Origin of the sequence: Flavobacterium limi (genome assembly GCF_010645075.1) — a bacterium.
GTDB classification, from domain to species: Bacteria; Bacteroidota; Bacteroidia; order Flavobacteriales; family Flavobacteriaceae; genus Flavobacterium; species Flavobacterium limi.
Window position 1 is genome coordinate 423,168 of the sequence record NZ_JAADZV010000002.1, and the last position, 22,248, is coordinate 445,415.

15 protein-coding genes are annotated in these 22,248 nt (G+C 35.3%); 2 read left to right on the plus strand and 13 right to left on the minus strand.

Annotated features, from left to right (window positions below; all coding sequences use genetic code 11):
* Positions 1-28: 28 nt before the first annotated feature.
* Together GXM16_RS06335 and GXM16_RS06340 are read right to left on the minus strand one after the other, a co-directional pair.
* Positions 29-862, minus strand: a complete 834-nt coding sequence (locus GXM16_RS06335) for a universal stress protein (protein ID WP_163393555.1) — start codon at positions 860-862, stop codon at positions 29-31.
* Positions 863-1,043: 181 nt separating this feature from the next.
* Complete coding sequence (locus tag GXM16_RS06340) at positions 1,044-2,225, minus strand: T9SS type A sorting domain-containing protein (protein WP_163393556.1); 1,182 nt, start codon at positions 2,223-2,225, stop codon at positions 1,044-1,046.
* A gap of 168 nt (positions 2,226-2,393) precedes the next feature.
* Here GXM16_RS06340 and mnmE point away from each other — a divergent pair, with 168 nt between their 5' ends.
* The gene (gene mnmE, locus GXM16_RS06345) at positions 2,394-3,794 is read left to right on the plus strand and encodes a tRNA uridine-5-carboxymethylaminomethyl(34) synthesis GTPase MnmE (RefSeq protein ID WP_163393557.1); all 1,401 of its coding nucleotides are present in this window, start codon (positions 2,394-2,396) and stop codon (positions 3,792-3,794) included.
* A 122-nt stretch (positions 3,795-3,916) separates the two neighbouring features.
* On the opposite strand, the gene GXM16_RS06350 is transcribed toward mnmE, so the two are convergent.
* The 10 genes from GXM16_RS06350 to katG all read right to left on the minus strand — a co-directional run bounded on the left by GXM16_RS06350 (position 3,917) and on the right by katG (position 20,329).
* On the minus strand, positions 3,917-6,142 hold the full coding sequence (locus GXM16_RS06350; protein WP_163393558.1) for a multicopper oxidase domain-containing protein: 2,226 nt from the start codon (positions 6,140-6,142) through the stop codon (positions 3,917-3,919).
* Positions 6,143-6,156: 14 nt separating this feature from the next.
* Positions 6,157-6,981 carry a DUF3347 domain-containing protein gene (locus GXM16_RS06355; protein ID WP_163393559.1) on the minus strand — a complete coding sequence of 275 codons (825 nt, stop codon included), beginning with the start codon at positions 6,979-6,981 and terminating at the stop codon, positions 6,157-6,159.
* A 141-nt stretch (positions 6,982-7,122) separates the two neighbouring features.
* Positions 7,123-7,488, minus strand: a complete 366-nt coding sequence (locus GXM16_RS06360) for a hypothetical protein (protein ID WP_163393560.1) — start codon at positions 7,486-7,488, stop codon at positions 7,123-7,125.
* Between the two features lie 192 nt (positions 7,489-7,680).
* Positions 7,681-8,202 (minus strand): DUF3347 domain-containing protein, encoded by a 522-nt coding sequence (locus tag GXM16_RS06365; RefSeq protein ID WP_163393561.1) that lies wholly within the window; start codon positions 8,200-8,202, stop codon positions 7,681-7,683.
* Positions 8,199-10,640, minus strand: a complete 2,442-nt coding sequence (locus tag GXM16_RS06370) for a zinc-dependent metalloprotease (RefSeq protein ID WP_163393562.1) — start codon at positions 10,638-10,640, stop codon at positions 8,199-8,201. The genes GXM16_RS06365 and GXM16_RS06370 overlap by 4 nt, the downstream gene beginning before the upstream one ends.
* Positions 10,641-10,645: 5 nt before the next feature.
* Positions 10,646-12,070: a RagB/SusD family nutrient uptake outer membrane protein gene (locus GXM16_RS06375; RefSeq protein WP_163393563.1), complete on the minus strand. Its 1,425-nt coding sequence runs from the start codon at positions 12,068-12,070 to the stop codon at positions 10,646-10,648.
* 4 nt (positions 12,071-12,074) lie between these two features.
* Positions 12,075-15,719, minus strand: a complete 3,645-nt coding sequence (locus tag GXM16_RS06380; RefSeq protein ID WP_163393564.1) for a SusC/RagA family TonB-linked outer membrane protein — start codon at positions 15,717-15,719, stop codon at positions 12,075-12,077.
* Positions 15,720-15,851: 132 nt separating this feature from the next.
* Positions 15,852-17,000 carry a FecR family protein gene (locus GXM16_RS06385; RefSeq protein ID WP_229684219.1) on the minus strand — a complete coding sequence of 383 codons (1,149 nt, stop codon included), beginning with the start codon at positions 16,998-17,000 and terminating at the stop codon, positions 15,852-15,854.
* Between the two features lie 134 nt (positions 17,001-17,134).
* Positions 17,135-17,698 (minus strand): RNA polymerase sigma-70 factor, encoded by a 564-nt coding sequence (locus tag GXM16_RS06390; RefSeq protein ID WP_163393565.1) that lies wholly within the window; start codon positions 17,696-17,698, stop codon positions 17,135-17,137.
* Positions 17,699-18,055: 357 nt separating this feature from the next.
* On the minus strand, positions 18,056-20,329 hold the full coding sequence (gene katG / locus GXM16_RS06395) for a catalase/peroxidase HPI (RefSeq protein ID WP_163393566.1): 2,274 nt from the start codon (positions 20,327-20,329) through the stop codon (positions 18,056-18,058).
* Positions 20,330-20,649: 320 nt separating this feature from the next.
* On the opposite strand from katG, the gene GXM16_RS06400 reads away from it, so the two are divergent.
* On the plus strand, positions 20,650-21,705 hold the full coding sequence (locus tag GXM16_RS06400) for a glycoside hydrolase family 130 protein (RefSeq protein WP_163393567.1): 1,056 nt from the start codon (positions 20,650-20,652) through the stop codon (positions 21,703-21,705).
* Between the two features lie 103 nt (positions 21,706-21,808).
* Here the strand turns inward: GXM16_RS06400 and GXM16_RS06405 are convergent, their stop codons facing one another.
* Complete coding sequence (locus tag GXM16_RS06405) at positions 21,809-22,159, minus strand: hypothetical protein (protein ID WP_163393568.1); 351 nt, start codon at positions 22,157-22,159, stop codon at positions 21,809-21,811.
* Positions 22,160-22,248: the final 89 nt, after the last annotated feature.

The window sequence follows — 22,248 nt, forward strand, 5'->3', positions numbered from 1 at the left end:
TCAGAATATACTTTAATTACTTCAGAAATTAGTTGTCATGCATTACCAAAACCGGAATAGAAACCTCTTTTGTTATTTTTTCACTAAAACTGGAAGTAAAAAGACTTTCAAAAAAAGATCTTTTATGTGTAATTGTGGTCAGGACATCAACATCTTTATACAATATAAAATCGAGTATAGTTTCTTTTACATCATCACTTGGCAGTACTAAAAACTCTACATTTTCGCCAGCAAACTCAGCTTCCCATTCCTTGATGGTTTCATGAGCGACATCAGAAACTGAAGTTTTAACGTATAGGCTACGAACTTTGGCTCCCATTTTTTTTGCTATTTTCAGGACTTTCCTTAATTCTTTTTTATCTTTTTCGCGATAACGCGTTGTAAAACCAATGACTTTTATTTTTTTGAATTTAGCATCTATCGGCACGCATAAAACGGGGACATCCACTCCTGAGATTACGGAACTGGTATTGGAACCTGTAAAAAAGGTCGTCCAGTCAGAAATTCCGTTCGTACCCATGATAACAAAATCCGCATTATCCTCTTCTACAGCATTTTTCAGGTTGTAAAGTAAATCACCGTCCATCAAACGATGCTTAATAACAATTTCCTCTAAATTCCTTTCGATTGCAATAGTTTTCAATTTTGGAATCTCATCCTTAAACATCTCAAAATTAGCCAATTCTATAGAACTATAAATTGCTGCATAATTTTCGGGAAAGAATTGACTGTCATATACAGGAATTTCAAAAGTATGGAGTAAAATAAGTTCGGCGTTGACAACTTTGGCAAATTCTAAAGCATGAACAAATGCGTTTGTAGCAGCTTCAGAAAAATTGGTCGGAAATAATATCTTTTTCATTATTACATTTTTTTAGTTACCTAATAAAGTTACTAAATCGGACTCAGATCGTACCTGATAATTATCAATTTTAGAAAAATTTAACCCAAATCTGTTATTTTTAAAATAGAATCCAATAAAAAAAGCTTTAGAAAATTTGTTTCCAAATTCTCTAAAGCTTTTAAATAAAGTCTTTAAAGTATTACTGTTTTATGAACTTGAAAGATTTATTTCCTAAAAGAACAGTATAAACTCCTGTAGTAAGATGAGAAACATTCACTCTTTCATCATTGCTTACACTCCCTTTCTTAACCACTTTCCCGTCAATACCAAAAATATGGTAATCAGAAGAATCTTCCAGATTTGAAAAACCAATAGAATCAGCGCTTGGATTAGGATATAAGGTTACTTTTGGAGCTTTTTCAAAATCCTGAGTTGCCAAAGTACTCAAATTAACTTTATATAACAAATATGTAGAAGTGGTCCCGTTATAATAATCTGCAAAGAAATACAAATTATTATTTCCATCAGCAACCATCTCTCCAACATCAGGAGTGTTTCCATTAAAATCAAATCCGGTAACCGCCACAGACGTAGTTGGTGTACCTGAATTCAAATCAATTCTTTTTACATTTGGCTGACTATTGTCGTTATTTAAATAAATAAAATTATTATAAATTTCCCCCTTGTAAAAAGCATCACCAGGTGTATCTGTATAAAACGCGACTGGTGTTCCGGGAGTGCCATTAGTTACATCAAGTTTCCAAATTCTTGTTGAACCAACTGCTTCAATACCAGACCATTCAATAATGTTCAAAGAATTATCTTTGAATTCAAAGTCGTCAACGCTGTAAAACTGATTATTAAGTACTGTTTTAGAAGGCGTTCCAGATAAATTAATCAACGAAATCTGCATATTGATTAAATCATCATTGCTATTTATGAATGCCTCAGAAACATAAACATTTGTTCCATTTACATCTATCTCTACGGGATACATAAGTCCTGAATAAAGATCCACCACAGATGAATTACTAACCGCTAAATTAATTTTAGAAAGCTTACCTGACCCAGGAGCTACTATGGCATTGTTTCTTTGCAAAAAGTAAAGTTCGTTACCAACTACTTTTAATCCTGTCGGATAAGTCAGACCTGTAGCAACATCTACTACCGGGCTATTTGGAGCAGAAAGACTTACTTTTACAATTTTACCAGCCGAGGTAACAGATATATATATTTCATTATTGTAAATTTCCATATCCATACCATCGCCAAACTGAGCGCCGCCACCTAAATTATTATGAAGCAAGGTAGGTGTAACCTGAGCTTGTCCACAAAAAAAATTTAGAAATAAAACTGTAATAAGAGTAATTTTTAATTTCATAAGCTTTTATTTTTTTTAATTGTTTTTACAAAAATAAAACATATTTTTTAATTCCTTATCTCTAATAAGTAACTTATTAATAACCGAATAATTCCTGCAAAATATAAAATCCACAAATCCACAAGCCTTTCAAAAACTTTGTACCTTTGCACCCTTGAAACTTACAACATGATACATCAGGATTCTATTGTCGCTTTGGCAACGCCTTCCGGAGCAGGAGCTATTGCCGTAATTCGTATTTCAGGCGTTGAAGCTATTTCCATTGGAAATTCAGTTTTTAAATCTGTAAAAAATAAAGATTTAACGAAACAAAGAACACATACGCTGCATTTAGGTCATATTGTTGACAATGAAAAAACACTTGATGAAGTTTTGGTTTCTGTTTTTAAAGGACCAAATTCTTATACCGGCGAGGATACTATCGAAATCTCCTGTCATGGTTCTGCCTATATACAACAGCAGATTATTCAGTTGTTATTAAGAAAAGGATGCCGAATGGCTGATGCGGGAGAATTTACACTGCGAGCCTTCCTGAATGGAAAACTGGATTTATCACAGGCAGAAGCTGTTGCTGATTTGATTTCGTCTGATAACGAAGCTTCTCATCAAATTGCAATGCAGCAAATGCGTGGCGGCTTTAGTAATGAAATTGCTAAACTGCGTGAAGAACTTTTAAACTTTGCATCGTTAATTGAACTGGAATTGGATTTTGCGGAAGAAGATGTAGAATTTGCTGACCGGACACAATTTAACGAATTATTAAACCGAATTGAGTTTGTCTTAAAAAGGCTGATCGATTCATTTGCTGTTGGAAACGTCATTAAAAACGGAATTCCGGTTGCTATTGTTGGGGAGCCAAATGTAGGAAAATCAACCTTGTTAAATGCCTTACTTAACGAGGAACGTGCAATAGTATCTGACATTGCCGGTACAACCCGTGACACCATTGAAGACGAACTAGTGATTGGCGGGGTTGGTTTTAGATTTATTGATACAGCAGGAATACGTGAAACAAAAGATGTTGTAGAAAGTATTGGAATCAAAAAAACATTCGAAAAAATTGAACAGGCACAGGTTGTTATTTATTTATTTGATGGATTAAAGTTCAAAGCATCAAGCTCTGAGTTTGTTTATGAAATTGAACAGATTAAAAACAAATACCCTCTAAAACCTTTAATCATAGTTGTCAATAAAAGGGATATTTTATCTGAAGAGGAAGCTTTAAATATTACTGACAAACTCGAAAATTTAAACGCTAAGCTTTTATTGATATCTGCAAAAAACAAAATTGGTATTGATGAATTAAAGAATGAATTATTATCATTTGTAAACACGGGAGCTTTACGAAACAATGAAACTATTATCACAAATACAAGGCATTATGATTCATTATTAAAAGCTTTAGATGAAATACAAAAAGTAAAATTTGGTCTTGAAACAAATCTTTCCAGCGACTTAATTGCATTGGATATTAAGGAGGCCTTGTATCAATTTGGACTTATTACAGGTCAGGTATCTAATGACGAATTGCTGGGAAATATCTTCGCCAACTTTTGCATCGGGAAGTAAATAAAGGCATTTTGAATGGTAATCGTAATCAAAAATCCATAAAGCTCATAAACATAGATAATTATTAAAAAACTCCAAAATTAAAGCTTTGGAGTTTTTTCATTGAATTCGTTATTAGTCTTTCAATAATTCAGGTTCAAACCAAATCCTAGCCCCATATCACTGTCATAATGTGTGGTAAATCCTAAATTCTTTCCTATTATATATTTCAGCCCCGCCATATATTCTTTATCGGTATTCCACATTAGGTCCATTCTAAGTCTTTTGGAAAGAGGAATATCCATACGCTCCAGCTGAAAACGAAAATTACCATCCGTAAAAACTTCTGCCTGTGCCACAATAAGCATTGGCAACGTATAATTGACACCTGCGCTAAATACAGTCCTTTCGTTTTTAGTATTGGTTTGCCCAAAGAGATTCTCTTCACGCTCTCCCATATCCATTTTACGATATCGCCAGTCAAAGCCAATAAAAGGCATCAGCCACTGCATTTTGCCAATATATCTCCCAATATGGGTTTCTGTCTCATATCCATGCATATCGTTATAACCTAGCCTCCATTCTGTTCCTATACTCCATCGCGTATTTTGATACATCGCCTCACCATCGTTTCCGTTGGTAGCAAAATCATTTTCTGCCATAAAATGAAACATCCTGTCATCAGCAAAGAGTTTTCTTTGGGCCACTTTGGGGTTGGTAATTTCCGGGTTAGGTTTTTGATTTTCATAACTAAAAATCCTTCCCATACCACTCATCATATGATAAAGTATATGACAATGAAAAAACCAGTCACCTTCAGTATTGGCAGCAAATTCTATAGTATCGGTTTCCATAGGCATAATATCTACTACGTTTTTTAGCGGTGCATAGTCACCCTGATTATTAATCAGGCGAAAATCATGGCCATGCAAATGCATAGGGTGACGCATCATAGAACCATTGTACAATATAATACGCACATTCTCTCCTTTTTTAATCAGGATTTTATCCGTTTCAGATACTACTTTATTGTCCAGGCTCCATACATAACGGTTCATGTTTCCGGTAAGCTCAAACCGAAGTTCTTTTGCGGGCGTATCTTTGGGAAGTGTTGTCTTAATGGTCGATTTAAGCATACTGTAATTTAAGGTTACAATATCAGATAATGCATTGCTGTCGTATTGAGATGCTCCCCCGTCAGTATGCTTTTTATGAGAATGCTTTCCTTTTTTAACTCCTTCACCTGTTATCTCCGGATACATGACTACATTCATATCCATTTGATTCAGAGACATACTCATGCTCATATCATCCAGATCACCATTCATTTTCATCATGCCGTTCATCATCTTCATTCCTTCAAAATATTTTAATTTAGGAAGCGGCTCAGCAAGCTGTTTAATACCGGAGCCAATATATAACGAGGCCGATTTAGTCCTGTCTTCGGGTGTTGATAAAAACTCGTACGAGGTCTGATCTGCCGGAATATTAATCACAACGTCATAGGTCTCAGAAACTGCAATAAGCAGTCGATCCACTTCTACAGGTTCTACATCATTGCCGTCATTAGCTACAACCGTAATTTTCCCGCCCGCGTAGCTGAGCCAAAAATTACTTGAAGCCCCGCCATTGGAAATCCTTAAACGGACTTTATCTCCGCCTTTAAACTGAGAAAGCTGGTTTTCATTTTTACCATTAATTAAAAAACGGTCATAATAAACATCACTTACATCCATAGCGTTCATTCGTTTCCATTCATTGACCACTTTCGTAAAAAAATGTCCATGCCTGATAGCTTCTCCATAACTTTGGGTCGTCCCTTTTTTTATGGCAAACCAATCACTGGCATTGTGCAGAAGTCTGTGAATATTATGAGGTTTCATATCAGTCCATTCACTCAAAATAATGGGAACCGTGGGCAGATCATCAATACCTTTTCTAAAAGTCGGATCATCTGCTTTTTTATTAATAATAAAAGATCCATACATCCCTATTTGTTCCTGAAGTCCGCTATGACTGTGGTACCAATGAGTTCCATGCTGAATTATGGGGAAAGTATATTTATAAACTGAATGCGGTTGTATAGGCATTTGAGTCAGATACGGAACCCCGTCTTCCCTGTTGGGTAAAAACAGTCCATGCCAATGGAGCGAAGTTTCTTTGTCCATCTCATTGTGTACATAAATCTCAGCAATATCACCTTCAGTGAAAGTAAGGGTCGGCATCGGAATTTGTCCATTAACGGCAATAGCTCTTTTTTGTGTGCCTGTGAAATTGACAAGCGTATCCCTGACATAAAGATCGTAACGCACCACCTTTTGTGCACTTGCTGTTATAGCAAAGAGCATTAATAAATAGATCGATTTCATTCTTTAAATTTAAATTATTGAATGGTTTCTACCGTTTTACCACAGCTCAGCATCTGAGAGCCATAATAAGGGTTTTTTATGGTACTTTCTTTACTTAACCAATTAGCATCTGCCATGGGGCAATATTGATAATACACGGGGACTGTTCCTTTAGCAGTTTTCATCAATTCATAGAGTTTTTTTGATAATTCCTTAAAACTTTCCCTTTGCTTATCTATTCCCTTTGTTGTTGCTATAGCGCCCGATTGAGCAGCTAATACTGTATTTACTTTCATCCAGTTTGTGTGTTCCTGATCGGATAACGATTCCATTTTTACAGCCAAAATCGCTTCTGACAGTATCTTTGCATTAGCAGCCACCGATTCACTGTCAGATTGAATAAAAGCATCATTTAGAGTAAAATAAGCATCATAAACTCTTTGAAGCGGACCTGTTTGAACTGCCTTGTTATGAAATGCATGAGGAGCCAAAGCTATTTCAGATTTTGGTTCTGCATTTTTTAATTCCCTAGCATATTTGCAACAGTCAGGCAGTTTGTCATAAGCCGATTGCGGTGCTAAAAAACTGCTATTATCATAACCGGCTAAAGCAATACGTTTTAGAATCTGATCGGTACTTGTTTTTTTTGAATCATAGGTAACAGAAGCCGTTTTTGTTTTTTTATCCCAAATAACAGCAGCCACGTTTTTTTGATTGCCTGCCTTTTCTATATTTTCCTTACACATGGAACAATTTCCATATATCTGGATGTTCTCAGTAATAGCATTTTTAATCTGAGAGTGGCAAAGAGCCGATAGCAATAGAAACATTGCCATCATTATATTTTTGAATGAATACATGATCGTTTTTTTTAAGAATAATATAAATCAAATTACAGTGCCTTATTCAAAACCCTGGTGAATTGAAACAGACCTGATATAGTTAATCCTGAGCAATAATAGCCCATAAATGGACAGAGCTTTGGCTGTCACTCTATTCTTTTAGCCTATTTTAGGAATAAGCCAGAGCGATCCGTAGCCTGTGGATACAAGAGTTTGGAAATTAGGGAATTTTTGAATCGTGAAAGCTATTTCTATTGTAAAGTCAGAAGTATTTACTTCAGTAAAGGACAAAAATACTGAGCATGAGGAAGAACAGCCACATTTCGTATGTGTACATTTTCCGCCGTCACAATTGTGCTTTTTGTTTTTGGAATAAGAAGATTTGCAGCAAGAATGTTCTTTGACTTTCATTGAGGACATCTCTTTATGCGAATCAGTTTTTAACGATTTATTACAGGACATAGCATTATTGGGCATCAGTAAGAAACCCAAAATAAACAATAGTAAAAGAAAAATCTTTCTCATCACTCCCGCAATTTTTTATAAAAGTATAAAATCTGTATTTATTTTTTTGCCTGATTAACGTTCTCTTAGTATAAATAAGAAAGGTTGCCTTTTTAATATTTCAGATCCTTATTTTAAAAAAAACACCAGTTTATCTAAAAAGACAAATACGGCTCTTATTCAGAATACCGTATTTATCAACTAATTCAATCTTTACAGACTTGCTTTTACTTCACCGCAAGTCAGCATATTTTTCGGGTAGTAAGGATTTTTGATTTCCTTACTATCGCTTGTCCAGACAGCACCGGTCATAGGGCATACCTGAAGATATAATGTGGCGTCTTCTGCTTTAAACTTTGGAGCCAGCTCCCAGAATTTAACTGAAAGTTCCTGAACAATTTTTCGCTGTTTATTGATATTTTTAGTTACTGTTACCTGAGTAACAAGATCAATAATTACCTTCCTTTTTGTAGTAGCCTCATTCATTTGTTCCAGACTGAGCTTTTTAAACTTGAAATTTTTCAGTGAAGTTTTTAATGCTTCTGCATTTTTAACAACAGCAAGACTGTCTGAAATTATAAGGCTGTTTTTTAATGCCAGGTAATTATTTGTGATTTCTTTTTTTTGTGCTTCACGTTTTGTTACCAGCTCAGGTGTTACTTCTTCTTTTGATGTTAATTGTGCCTGTGCTAAAGTACTTAAGCATATAAATGCTATTACTACTATTTTTTTCATATATCGGTTTTATTTAATTTTGAAATAATTTTGTCAATTTCGATCAGAATACTTTCGAAATGATCCTTATTAAATCCTGTTGATGCATTCATCAATTTGGTAACATCAGTTCTTAATTTTAGAATATGCTGCTTGCCGTATAATCTTACATCGCTGCGCTGAGCTGTGTTCAGGGCTTTGCCCGGTTCTGCTTCTTTAGGCAATAGCAAAAGACCTAGTTTATCAACATAGCTGCGCTGCAAAGATCTTCTGTAATAATCCTGTTTTGTGTCACCTGTAAAATTTACCCATACTGTTTTCTGTACATCGTTTAAAAATTCAGGAACAGTATAAGCACCTTCAAACTGCATGGATTTAAGACTGATATTATAAAGTATCCCAGAACTTAACAATATGTTTAATACCTGATTTTGCTGATCTGAAATCTGATCTTCTGTTTTTAATTCGATAAGCTGTCCAATATTCTGCGGATACATCCAAAGAGGTGCCACAAACAATTGTCTGCCTACATAATCGATAGCTGCTTTCACTTTTGCTTTTGGAACAGGCTGGTTTACAATACCTTTTTCGTCCACAGTTCTTTTAGTGATATAGTTATTACCAATATATTTCAGTACATGATACAAGTATCTTGAATATTGTCCTACAACCGCTTTATGCATGTCTTCTAGATTATTATAAGCATCATTTGGCTCAGAAGTCCATTCTACAAGATTTGGTACTACACGTTTTAAATTTTTAATTCCGTAATCGCTGGCAAGTACTGCATCATCACCTAAATCTTCTGACTGGCTGCGCGGATCTTCGTCTTTTCCTTCGCCTCCAAACCATAATTTAGGATTAGCGGTCAGACTGTCTGTAGCCATTTTGCTCAGAATTTTTTCTTCTTCAAACTCATCTTTAGCGTTTGGGAGGTAACTATACCCCCATTTAACAGCCCATTTGTCGTACATTCCGATTCGTGGGTAAATACCCGCCGGACCAATATTATCTTCCGGCTGCGCTACATAATTAAAACGTGCATAATCCATAATAGAAACGGTATGACCATTTGCTTCAACCCATTTTTTATCGCGAAGTTTTTCTACCGGAGTAGCGCTGCTCGCTCCCATGTTATGACGTAAACCAATTGTATGTCCGATTTCATGCGAAGAAACAAAACGGATTAACTGTCCCATCAGTTCATCATCCAAATGCATTTTTCTGGCTTTTGGATCTAAAGGTCCTGCCTGAATCATGTACCATCTTTGTACTAATTTCATCACATTATGATACCACCCCACATGGCTTTCCATAATTTCTCCGCTCCTCGGGTCGCTTATACGTGGTCCATAAGCATTAGGAGTTTCTGAAGCATAATATCTTATTACAGAGTATCTCGCATCTTCCAGACTCATTGTTTTATCATCTTCCGGCCATTCTTTACCAACAATAGCATTTTTGAAACCTGCTGCTTCAAAAGCTTTCTGCCAGTCGTTGATACCTGCAATTAAATAAGGCCTCCATTTTTTTGGGGTAGCCGGATCAATGTAATAAACGATTTGTTTTTTGGGTTCAACCAATTCACCTTTAAGGTATTTTTTTATGTCTTTGTCTTTTGGTTCCAGACGGTAACGCTGAATAATGAATTTTTTCTCTGCACGCTGCTGGTCATCATCAAACAAAACATATTTATTAGCAAAATAACCTACCCTTTCATCCGCAAAACGTTTTCGCATTGGCGTTTTAGGAAGCAATACAATTGAGGTATTCAATCTTAGTGTTACGGTTCCGCTGCTTACTGTAGAACTGGTATAAGTCCTTGTTGATTTTACCTCAATGTTAATCGGATAGACATCTATACTTTCAATAAAAGATTTATCGTCAGCAAGAGTTGTTAATTTTTTTTCTGTTTTCTCTTTGCTTTCCAGAGAGAACATGGCATTATCCTTTTTAAAAGCATCTGTTACATCGATTACAACATATCCATTATCAGGATTAGTTGTTTTTATTGGGAAAGCAGCTACGATTGGATTTTCATTGCTTCCTGCCAATGCTTTTGCCAGCATCGAATCTGCATTACGAACATCCTGTCTGTATTGCAATGATCTTAAAAAAACAGTATTATTCGCTCCTTTTTCAAAATAAATTGTCTGCTCATTGGCTTTTTCCCCGCCAAAAGTTCCCATTCCTTCAGGAGTTGAAAGGTATCGGGTTACTACCAGCATATACCTGTTAAACAAACTGTCCGGAACCTGAAAATAGTATTTCGTATCTACCTGACTTACTGTAAAAAGGCCTTGCTTGCTTTTAGCTTTATCGGTAATTACTTTGTTATAAGCCTGCATGCCTTTCGGCTGGGTACTGGTACTGTCAGCTTTTTTTTCTGTCGGGTTTTGAGAAAAACCATGCTGCTGCGTGGCCAGCAGCATGATTAAAATTATAAATAATTTATTCATCAGGATTAAAATGGGACTTTTTCGTCCGTGTTTAAAGTAAGTTTTGGGTTTTTCATCAAAGCCGTTAAAGGAAACGGTATAATGTACAATCTGGAATTCGGCTGCAACGTATATGTTTTTTGCGGAACAGTTTTGTTAACCAGCGGAAATACTCTGGTAATTGTTTTTGCATATTCCGTTTCAGTATTTAACCTTTTAAGATCAAAAAAACGATTAAAACCAAACATCAGTTCTTTTCTGCGTTCGTTTATAACCAATTCCATCGTTTCTTTTCTGGTTGCCGGAACAGTTAAATTTACAGTACCGGACAAAATACGTTTTGCTCTTAATTGATTTAAAACACCAACCGCTTCGGTAAGTTTATCTTCTCTCGCATAACACTCAGCAAGCATCAAATATACTTCGGTCGTTTTCATTCCGACTGTAGGGTAAAAAAATCTGGTATACTGTGTTCCCCAATAAGCGGTATTAGAACCCTGATCTAAATTAGTTGTACTGGTTGTATTAAAAAACAAATTAAAACGTGCATCATTGGTACCAAATAATGTTCGCAGTTCAGGACTAATGATATAGCTCTGTCCAAAGTTCATTTCATTAAAACCATTCATATACATATAACTCAATACCTCTATATTACTGGAAGCAGGTACAGTCACAACAGTTGGGCCTCCCTGTGCACTGTAAGCAACCATGTCAAATATTTTATTATTATAGCTTAGTGATTTTTCTGCAGCTTCTTTTGCTTTGACAATTTCCCGTTTAAACAAATGTACTTTAGCTTTAAAAGCATAAGCAAATGCCAGTGAAGGATGGTAAACATCTAGTGGTGTCTCCTGTAGATGCGGTAGCGCATCCTCAATGTCTTTTTGAATAAAATCGTACACCTCTGCCACTGTTGATTTTGACGGCTGTGCCTCTAAATCGAATTTATCCATAATGCAAATCCCTCCATCGGTAGCAGCTGTTTGCGGATCATAACCCTTTGCGTAATGATTGACTAACAAAAAGTGGTCGTAAGCCCTGTAAATTTTGGCTTCTGCTTTTGCCAATTGTTTGATACTTGCTTCTCCCTTACTATCATCAACTAGCGAAATAATGGTATTCCATCTGTTGATATATGTATAAGCCTGATTATAAAAACTGGAGCCCGTCATCAAAGAAACCCTGTCCACAGTTTCATCAAAAGTAAAATTAATAGTATTGATATTAGGAGTTATCCCTATTACATTTGATTCTTTCATCCATTGGTCGTCTGATAAATATTGAAAGTTATTGATAGGATAGCCTCTTCCCGGCAGGGATACCATTTCGTGAAATTGTCCTGCAGTCTCTACTACTAAAGCACCTTTAGGAGTCAAATCTGTATATTCTTCGCAGGATGCCACAAAAAGCATGATCAGCGACAGTATTGTGATATATAAATGTTTCATTTTTTTAAAGGGTTAAATTAAAACCAAATAAGTAAGTCTTAGGCAATGGTAAATTACGTATACCTGAGTTAGCTGAATAAACTTCAGGATCGATACGATTACCAGCAGCGCTCCAATACCAGATATTATTTACCTGAAAAGTAAATTTAGCTGATTCCATTTTTATCTTATTTGCAAAAGTTTTCGGCAGGTTATATCCTAATGAGATATTTCTAAGTTTGATGTAATCACCGTCTACAACATTTGCATCAGAATTTCTCCACTGGCTGCTGATTGCTCCCGCATAAGTTCTGAGATTGTCAGCAAAATCTACAAGTAAACGTGTATTTCCATTTGGTTGTGCATCTGTGTAACGATCTGTAATACCTGAAAGATTTACGTCATCTGTACTCATATCAATAGTTTCCCTGCGCATTACATTTCCTCCTGAAAAAACAAACAGCATGTTCAAATCAAATTGTCTGTAAGAAAATCGCTGAGATAAAGATCCTGTGTAAGTTGGAGTCAAACTTCCCATATTAACCAAAGCCTTCGGATTGGTAATTGTTTTAATAGTTGTTGAAATTGGATTACCATTGGCATCAAAAGTAATCGACGGATTTCCGTTTTCATCCAGAACATAAGGGTATCCATTAACCGTACCTCCATATTTGTATGCATACAAACTATTATATACTTCACCTTCAAAAAAGTAATTTGACGGGTTTCCAACATATACTGAAGCAGATGATTGCGCTCTGGTAACTTTGTCAACTGTGGTTTTATTAAAACCAAAAACTACATTAGAATTAATACGGAAATTACCATTGTTATACCATTGAGAACCAACACTTAATTCGATTCCTTTATTTAGCAAGGCTCCGGCATTAATTCTTCTGGTCGTTGCACCAACAGTCGGATCTAAATCGGTTGTTGCCAATAAATCATTACTATATTTACGATAGGCATCAATACTACCTGTTATTTTATTTTGAAACAAGGTGTAATCTAAGCCTAAATTGGTGGTTTGTGTTTTTTCCCATCTTAACATTGGATTGGGCTGAGAAGTAATATTTATGTATTGCAAAGACTGATATAAATTGTCATTTCTTCTTGTTGCGGTAACATATGGCGTTGTAGTTTGATCAATATTTCCACTTACACCATAGGTAGCTCTCAATTTAAGCATGTTGACCCATTTTACATCTTTCATAAAATCTTCGTTGCTAACATTCCATCCTAAACCTGCAGACCACAATGGACGGTTTTTATATTTAGAATCCACACCAAATAAATCTGCTCTGTCAACACGGTAGCTGCCTGTCACATTATATTTTGATAAAAAGGTATAACCTGCCGTGCTAAAAACCGAAAAATAATGATGTAAAACTTCATCTTGTTTTCTTGATCCTGCCGCTAAAGTGGCATTATTGCCATAGATATAACTTGGAACTCCGGTTTGACTAAGTGCCAGATTATTCAATACTGCAGAAGTAAGTGTAACAGGGTCATAACCATATCGTATTTGTTCCATACCTCTTGGGACAAATGTTTCGCGCATTTCAAAACCAGCTATAGCGTTAACAGAATGTTTGCCTTCACTAAAATCCTGACTAAAATCTAACTGGTTTCTAAAAGAATAGTTACTCGCCTGAGTACTCCATTGTTTGTAGCGTCCTCCTGTAGAAAAACCATCTACGTAAGTATAGGCATTTGTATTTGGATTATATCCTGTCATTGCATTGATAGCATAACGCATTCTATACGAGTCTACAGCATAATACTGGTCGTTATCATTTTTTCGTAGTTCATATTGAAATTGTGTATTCAAACTTAAACCTTTCCATATTTTGGCACGAAGGTTTGTAAAAGCTCTCAAGCTTAATGAATTTTCATGTGTGATACCTTCCTGAAGCGCATCCAGCACATTAAAATTTACTGATTTGAAACCACTTAAACTGTTTATTCTTGCAGCCATAGCCGGGTTAATAACACTACTGCCAGTAAAACCATCTTTAATACCTACAAATGGAGATATTACAAGTTCCCCATTATCATCAGTAATACGTTCGTATCTTTTTTGGATATTATAATTCCCTAAATCAAAATCAGTAACATCATCGTTACTGTACGTTGCATTTAATCCGAAAGTTGCATTTAACCAGTTATTTACCTGAAAACTGCTTTTTGCATAAAGATTAAACTCACGGCTTGTGTTATTTTTGATTCTGTTTTTTGCATCGTCATAATTCAATGATACATAAGTATTTTGCTTAGAAGTACTTCCTGAAAAAGAAACATTATAACGTTGTCTAAATTCATTTTGCCAGACATTGTCACGATAATCTTTGATGTAATCGTTCTTCTTCCATTGTGCTATAGTACTACTGTAATCTAAATTGCTGATTTTTCCATCCTCCAAATCCCTGTTTAGCTGATAAAGTGGGCTATAATACTTTGGACTACTGCTTCCAATATCTCCATAACCATTGAACATTGTAGCTGTATTGGCAAATCTGGATCTTTCTTTGTTGTATACGGACTGTTCAAAATCAACGATATCACTGGTAGAAGCATAATTCATATCCCTTATATTTGGTTTCGTAGAAATAAAGAAATCAGAATTTACACTTACTTTTAACTTACCATTTCCTTTTTTTGTAGTTAATACAATAATCCCATTTGCGGCTCTTGAACCATAAATAGAACCTGCTGCAGCATCCTTAAGAACGTTTACACTTTCAATATCGTATGGATTAATATCTTCCAGAGTCAATTCGGTTGGCAAACCATCTATTACCAAAAGCGGACTATACCCTACTTCCAAAGAAGAAAATGTGCCCATTCCACGTAATATAGGCGTATCTGCTGAAGCTCCGGTTGGATTTTTCTGAAACATCAGTCCTGCAACACGACCCTCCAGAGCTGTTGCTAAATTTGCATTGATATTCTCATTTAAGGTTTCCCCGTCAACTTTAGTAATTGCACCCGTAGAATGAGTTCTGGTAAGGGTTTGAAAACCTGTTACCACAACTTCTTTCATTGCGGATACTTTATCCTCAACAACAAGTGTTAATTGAGTACGTCCGTTAATACCAAAAGATTTTTTTTCTATGGTTAAGCCTGTACATTCCAATATACCGTCCAGCGGCGCATTATCAAAAGAAAAGCTACCGTCAAAATCGGTTATGCTATGTTTGTTCGTTCCTGAAATTGTAACATTTACACCCGGAAATGGCTCATTTTTACTGTTTAATACTTTTCCTTGTATTCTTCCTGATCCGTTTCCCGATTTCTCCTCTTTTTCTTTGGCAACAGTTACAACTATTGTTTGATTGGTAAGCGAGTATTTCAAATTTTGGGAACTGAAAATTTGATTCAGTGTTTCTTTTAAACCGGAATTCTTAACATTGATAGTTACCGGTTTAGAATCTTTAAGTATTTTTTGTGTATAAAAAACTTCGTAATTGGCCTGTTTTGCGACTTCTTTCAAAACTGTCTCAAGCGGCGCATCCTTAAAATTAATGCTTACATTCTGTGCCTGCGCCGTATAACTGCATAACAGCATAAGAAGCACACTCCACATCCATGTACAATTAGAGAAATGAAGACCCGGAATAATTTTCCTCAGTTCTTTGTAAGGTTTTTTTGGTTGTAAATTAAATTTCATACATTTACATTTAGTTATAGTTAAACAATAGTGGACAACTTATATTGGCTATAAACCTATTAACAACCAGAAGCATCGCAACTGCCTCTGGTTTTTTAGTTTCACACCCAATATAATCGGGTAAATTTAAAATCACGGATACACAATAATCGTTTTTCCTTCGACCCTAAATTTTATATTACTAAGCTCAAGTACTTTTAATACTTCAGACAAATTTTTATTCATAAACGTACCTCCGTTAAACCTCACATCAGATACATCGCCACGGTATTCCACTTTTATTCCGTACCAGCGCTCCAATTGTTTCATTACCGTTTTCAGGTCGGCATTATCAAATTTAAAACGGCCATTTTTCCAGGCAATAGCAGCTTCGGTATCCACTTTTCGAATGGTAATCCTGTTAAGATTATCAGATACATTAGCTTGTTGTCCTGGTTTTAAAATTGCTTTCTGATTTTTAGAAGTAACTGCCACACTTCCTTCCAGTAATGTTGTTTTTACAGATGGTTCATTATCGTAAGCATGAACATTAAAATGAGTTCCCAAAACCTCTATAGACTGAGTATCTGATTTTACGATAAAAGGTTTATTTTTATTTTTAGCTACTTCAAAGTAAGCCTCCCCTTCTAACTCTACGATTCTTTCTTTACCATCAAAACGGGCTGGGTATTTAATAGAAGAAACAGTGTTTAGATAAACTTTAGTTCCATCTGCCAAAATAATATTGTATTGTCCTCCTGTTGGTGTTGAAAGTGTATTGAATGAATTAGCATCTGCTTCTGAGACAGCTGCATCCGGATTTATGGTATAGGTAATAACTCCGTTAGCATCCATCCTGATAGTAACTTCTTCTTTTTCTCCTTCTCTGGCAATTGTATCTTTTGCCGAAATGTCAGACAATACAATTTGCTTTCCGTTCGAAAGGGTCAAAATTCCTCTGTTACCTCCCGGAGCAATTTCTTTTGGTTTTTCAGCAACCTCAATAATTTGTTCTTTTGGTTTTGTAAAGTAAAATATTCCAGTACCTAACAATACAACTACTGATGCGGCAACAGCATATTTGTAAAACTGATTTTGATTTTTTCCAGGATTGATTCTGCTGTCAATAACTTTCCATGCTTTTTCAGTATTTATATCTTCAATATCGCTTTGATAGTTATTTTGAACTTTAGCAAAATAATCTCTATTCTCTGCAGATTGGCTGTACCATAAATCAAAAACTGATTCCTCTTCAGGGCTAAGCGTATCGTTTATTTTTTTTATAATCAGTTTAAATTCCATTTTCAGAATCTCTTTAAATTAACAATTACCTGATGTAATTTATAACTAAGACAATCGAAACTGAAGAATGGGTGACAAAAGTTTAAGAAAAAGTGAAGAAAAAATTAAATTACTCACAAAGTCAGGTAACTTTCTTACGAATGGATGGATAATAAAGCTAATATAATAACCAACGATTGGCTGATTTTTACTTTTGCTCTTTTGAGCTGCGTTTTGACTGTGTTTACAGAAATTCCCATTTCATCGGCAATTTCTTCGTATTTATAATTTTCAATAAATTTAAGTTTGAAAACCTGCTGCATACTTTCCGGAAAAGTTTCAATAATCTTTAAAATATGATTGTAAAGAATTGTTTTTTCTTCTTCGGAAATTAAATCTAAATCTTCATCTAAAACCAGTATCGAATTTAAATCAATTACATTTAAATCATCAGTTACTTTTAGTGATTTCAGGTAATTTAAGCATTTGTTGCGTACCATTGCATACAAGTAAGCTTTAAGAGAAGTTTTTATTTCTATATTTTTTGCATTTTCCCATAAGGAAATAAATACTTCCTGTACTATATCTTCACTTGCTTCCTGATCAAATAAAAAATTGTTGGCATAGATAACCAGCCCTTTATAAAAATGGTTAAATACATTTTTATAAACGGATTTATTTTGATTTTGAAGTTCTTTTAAGACGATATCTATTTCCAACGCAATATTAAAAAAAGTAAATATGCTACAAAAAACAAATCTATGTATTTTTAATTTTTCAGCAAATATGTATTGAATTTCTTTGAATAATCATAAAAAACATAATTATATTTCCCTATAATTCTGAATATAAAAAAAATACAACAGTTAAATTATAATAAAAAAACAATATTAGTACTTATCTTACTATGCAAATTATAGCGTTTAATACTATTTATCTGAATGATACATCCCTTCTCTTACTAATGTACGAATAATTCGTATCTTAAGTTTAGAAAAAAACAATCTTATTTAATAAAAAAAAGGAACCACAATATGGCTCCTTTTTAGTATTAACTCTTATTATGAATCAAACGACTAAACTAAATCAAATCGATCCAGATTCATTACTTTATTCCATACAGCAACAAAATCGTTGATGAATTTTTCCTGCGCATCACTACTTGCATAAACTTCGGCAATAGCTCTTAATTCTGAATTAGATCCAAAAACAAGATCTGCACGGGTACCAATCCATTTTGGCTGCCCGGTATTGCGATCATTTCCTGCGTAAAGTTCCTTATCATCTGACAAAGCCTTCCATTTTGTATTCATATCCAGTAAATTTATAAAGAAATCATTGGTAAGGTGACCAGGACGATTTGTAAAAACACCATTTTTACTTCCGTCAGTATTGATATCCAACACACGCAATCCTCCTAAAAGAACAGTTAATTCCGGAGCTGTAAGTGTTAATAAATTTGCTTTATCGATTAGAAGTTCCTCTGTAGAAACAGGTGATTTGGTACTTCTGTAATTACGAAATCCATCTGCCTTAGGCTCAAGATAACCAAAAGATTCAACATCTGTCTGTTCAGAAGAAGCATCCATTCTGCCAGGAATAAATGAAATATTTACTGAATATCCAGCATTCTTAACAGCTTTCTCCACCCCTGTATTACCGGCTAAAACGATTAAATCTGCTAATGAAACTTCTTTTCCATTTCCTTGAGCAGCATTAAATTCTGTTTGTATACTTTCAAGTTTGTTTAAAACCTGTTTAAGTTGTGCCGGATTATTTACCTGCCAGTCTTTTTGAGGTGCCAGTCTGATGCGTGCCCCATTTGCTCCGCCACGCTTATCTGATCCTCTAAAAGTTGAAGCCGATGCCCATGAAGTTCCTACTAATTGTGAAATACTTAAACCTGAATTCAGTATTTTTTCTTTCAATTGAATTACATCATTCTCATTAATCAAAGGATGATTTACCTTAGGAATAGGATCCTGCCACAATAATTCTTCCTGAGGGACATCGGTCCCAAGATAACGCGAACGCGGTCCCATATCCCTGTGTGTCAGTTTAAACCATGCACGTGCAAAAGCATCAGCAAAAGCATCCGGATTTTCAAGAAACCTGCGTGATATCTTCTCATAAGCAGGATCAAATCTTAGTGACAAGTCAGTTGTAAGCATTGTTGGTAAATGTTTTTTTGAACTATCAAATGCGTCCGGAATAACAGGTTCTGCATTTTTGGCTACCCATTGGTGCGCTCCCCCAGGACTTTTTGATAGTTCCCATTCAAAACCAAATAAATTTTCAAAGAAATTATTGCTCCATTGCGTTGGTGTTTTTGTCCAGGTTACCTCCAGTCCGCTTGTAATAGTATCGGGACCTTTACCGGAACCGAAGCTATTTTGCCATCCAAAGCCCTGAAGTTCTATTCCTGACGCTTCAGGCTCTTTATCAACATGATCTGATGAAGCTGCTCCATGTGTTTTTCCGAAAGTATGCCCACCAGCAATTAAGGCTACGGTTTCTTCATCATCCATTGCCATACGGCCAAAAGTATCCCGTATATCTTTGGCAGCCAGAATAGGATCCGGGTTGCCATCAGGTCCCTCAGGATTTACATATATAAGTCCCATTTGTACTGCTGCAAGCGGTTTTTCCAGATTTCTGGCATGAACTTGTCCATCTGCATTGTCATCAGATGATACTACTCCATGATCTTTTGGTACTCCATCTGAACCATCAGCATAACGTTCGTCTCCTCCGAGCCATGTAGTTTCAGAACCCCAATAAACTGATTCATCCGGTTCCCATACATCTGCACGGCCTCCGGCAAAACCAAATGTTTTAAAGCCCATAGATTCCAGGGCAACATTTCCGGTTAATATCATTAAATCTGCCCATGAGATTTTTTGTCCGTATTTTTGTTTGATTGGCCATAAAAGTCTTCTGGCTTTGTCAAGACTTACATTGTCAGGCCAACTGTTAAGTGGCGCAAAACGCTGCTGTCCTGCACCGGCACCTCCACGCCCATCATGTACACGATACGTTCCTGCACTATGCCATGCCATTCGAATAAACAAACCTCCATAATGACCAAAATCAGCAGGCCACCAGTCCTGAGAATCTGTCATAAGATCATTTAAGTCCTTTTTTACAGCTTCAAGATCAAGGGTTTTAAAAGCTTCAGCATAATCAAATTTATTTCCCATGGGATCTGATAAAGGGGAATTCTGCCTTAGAATGTTTACTTTTAACTGCTTCGGCCACCAGTCACGATTTTTTGTTCCTGATGCAGCCGCTTTGTCCATATTGCCATTATGAAAAGGGCACTTACTAATGTCATTTGATTGATTTTCCATACTTATTTTTTTTGATTTTTATTATTTTAACCGGAATACTAAGTTACATACACAATAAAAAAACTTTAGTCATAAACTATACTATATACATTTACTTTCATAGATAAAATCTATTAAAACACAAAAAAACAACTCAAATTAACTATCTAAATATAAATTAATCATGAAAAGGCTATTGAAAAGGTACAAAAATATTTTCTAGATTTAAATTTTATAATTTCTTATTCCCATTATGTAAGATATTTATACATTAAATTAAGTTATTTACAATAAGTAATTTATTATGATTTTTGATATAGTCATTAAAAACCGTTTTAACTATGAGTGATATAGCGCAACGATTTCCGGAAAATCCTATATTAATACCTAAAGACCTAAAACCCAGCAGTCCTGATTTGCAAATTATCAGCCTTTTAAATCCGGGTGTTTTTGTATTTGAAAACAAAACATGGCTTTTGGTACGGGTGGCAGAAAGTATTGCGCAAAAGGAAGGTGTGATTTTTTTTCCTGTGATTAATGAATTAGGAAAAGTAGAAATTATTGAGATTCCACTAAATGATCCGGATCTGGTTGCTACCGATCCGCGTGTAATTCAGTACAAAGGTCTTGATTACCTTACTACACTTTCGCATTTGAGAATTTTATGCAGTGATGATGGAGTTCACTTTTATGCTCCTGAAAGTTTTAATTCTCTTTTTGGTTCAGGTATATTAGAACAATTTGGCATAGAAGATGCAAGGGTAAGCAAGCTCGATGATACTTATTACATTACCTATACAGCGGTTTCTTCAAATGGTGTGGGGGTTGGATTGCGCACTACCAGGGACTGGAAAAATTTTGAAACAAAAGGTATGATATTTCCTCCGCATAATAAAGATTGTGCCATTTTTGAAGAAAAAATAAATGGCAAGTTCTACGCTCTGCATCGCCCTTCAAGTCCGCAGATTGGGGGTAATTTTATTTGGTTAGCCGAATCTCCAGACGGAGTACATTGGGGAAACCATCAATTTCTTGTTGGAACCAGAAAAGGACTTTGGGACAGTGCCAGAGTTGGTGCAGGTGCAGCGCCGATCAAAACAGATAAAGGCTGGCTCGAAATATATCATGGAGCAAATGCTGAGCATAAATATTGTCTGGGTGCTTTTTTAATGGATTTAAATGATCCTTCAAAAGTAATTGCAAGGACTTTAGAACCTATCATGATGCCTCAGGAAAATTATGAACTGAGTGGATTTTTTGGATATGTTGTATTTACAAATGGCCACGTAGTTGAAGGAGACAAACTAATAATGTATTATGGGGCTGCTGATGAATTTGTCTGCGGTGCATATTTCTCCATTGAAGAGATTTTATCAGCTCTTATTACCGAACTTTGATTAAAGTATTATAGTCAGCTTTTTTCATACGTAACATACATTATAAAAGCCTGTAAAAAATTCATTTTACAGGCTTTTAAAATGTAAAGAATCTAACTTCACATCATTTACTTTTATTACTTTTCCTTTTAGAATCAACACTATCCCGTTGTAGTCCTGAAGAACTTGTGTATGTAGAAGCATCATTAGCACTTTCGCCCGGGCCACTGCCCTCACCTGCATTACTTGCAGCAGAATTTGTTCCCGGGCTTGGTTTAGGGGCATTACTTCCTGTCGAATTATCTCCGTTAGAATTATTTGCATTGATGGTATCTGAGGTTGCTCCGGCAGAATCAATAGTAGACTTTTCAGTATCAATTTCATCACTGTACCCATCCTGGTTATTTTTACAGGAGAATACAATACCAATTATAATAAGCAGAAATATAATCTTTGATTTGAATAGCGTTTCCATAATATAATTTTAAAGTTGTTTTTCAAATTTAAATGATGGACTACTCAATTTCTTACATAATTATCGTTTTCTTTTATAACAACAAATAA

Excerpts from the sequence above, each read along its gene's own strand:
- GXM16_RS06335 (WP_163393555.1), bottom strand. The coding sequence starts at position 862 with ATGAAAAAGATATTATTTCCGACCAATTTTTCTGAAGCTGCTACAAAC.
- GXM16_RS06340 (WP_163393556.1), bottom strand. The coding sequence starts at position 2,225 with ATGAAATTAAAAATTACTCTTATTACAGTTTTATTTCTAAATTTTTTT.
- mnmE (WP_163393557.1), top strand. The coding sequence starts at position 2,394 with ATGATACATCAGGATTCTATTGTCGCTTTGGCAACGCCTTCCGGAGCA.
- GXM16_RS06350 (WP_163393558.1), bottom strand. The coding sequence starts at position 6,142 with ATGAAATCGATCTATTTATTAATGCTCTTTGCTATAACAGCAAGTGCA.
- GXM16_RS06355 (WP_163393559.1), bottom strand. The coding sequence starts at position 6,981 with ATGTATTCATTCAAAAATATAATGATGGCAATGTTTCTATTGCTATCG.
- GXM16_RS06360 (WP_163393560.1), bottom strand. The coding sequence starts at position 7,488 with ATGAGAAAGATTTTTCTTTTACTATTGTTTATTTTGGGTTTCTTACTG.
- GXM16_RS06365 (WP_163393561.1), bottom strand. The coding sequence starts at position 8,202 with ATGAAAAAAATAGTAGTAATAGCATTTATATGCTTAAGTACTTTAGCA.
- GXM16_RS06370 (WP_163393562.1), bottom strand. The coding sequence starts at position 10,640 with ATGAATAAATTATTTATAATTTTAATCATGCTGCTGGCCACGCAGCAG.
- GXM16_RS06375 (WP_163393563.1), bottom strand. The coding sequence starts at position 12,070 with ATGAAACATTTATATATCACAATACTGTCGCTGATCATGCTTTTTGTG.
- GXM16_RS06380 (WP_163393564.1), bottom strand. The coding sequence starts at position 15,719 with ATGAAATTTAATTTACAACCAAAAAAACCTTACAAAGAACTGAGGAAA.
- GXM16_RS06385 (WP_229684219.1), bottom strand. The coding sequence starts at position 17,000 with ATGGAATTTAAACTGATTATAAAAAAAATAAACGATACGCTTAGCCCT.
- katG (WP_163393566.1), bottom strand. The coding sequence starts at position 20,329 with ATGGAAAATCAATCAAATGACATTAGTAAGTGCCCTTTTCATAATGGC.
- GXM16_RS06400 (WP_163393567.1), top strand. The coding sequence starts at position 20,650 with ATGAGTGATATAGCGCAACGATTTCCGGAAAATCCTATATTAATACCT.
- GXM16_RS06405 (WP_163393568.1), bottom strand. The coding sequence starts at position 22,159 with ATGGAAACGCTATTCAAATCAAAGATTATATTTCTGCTTATTATAATT.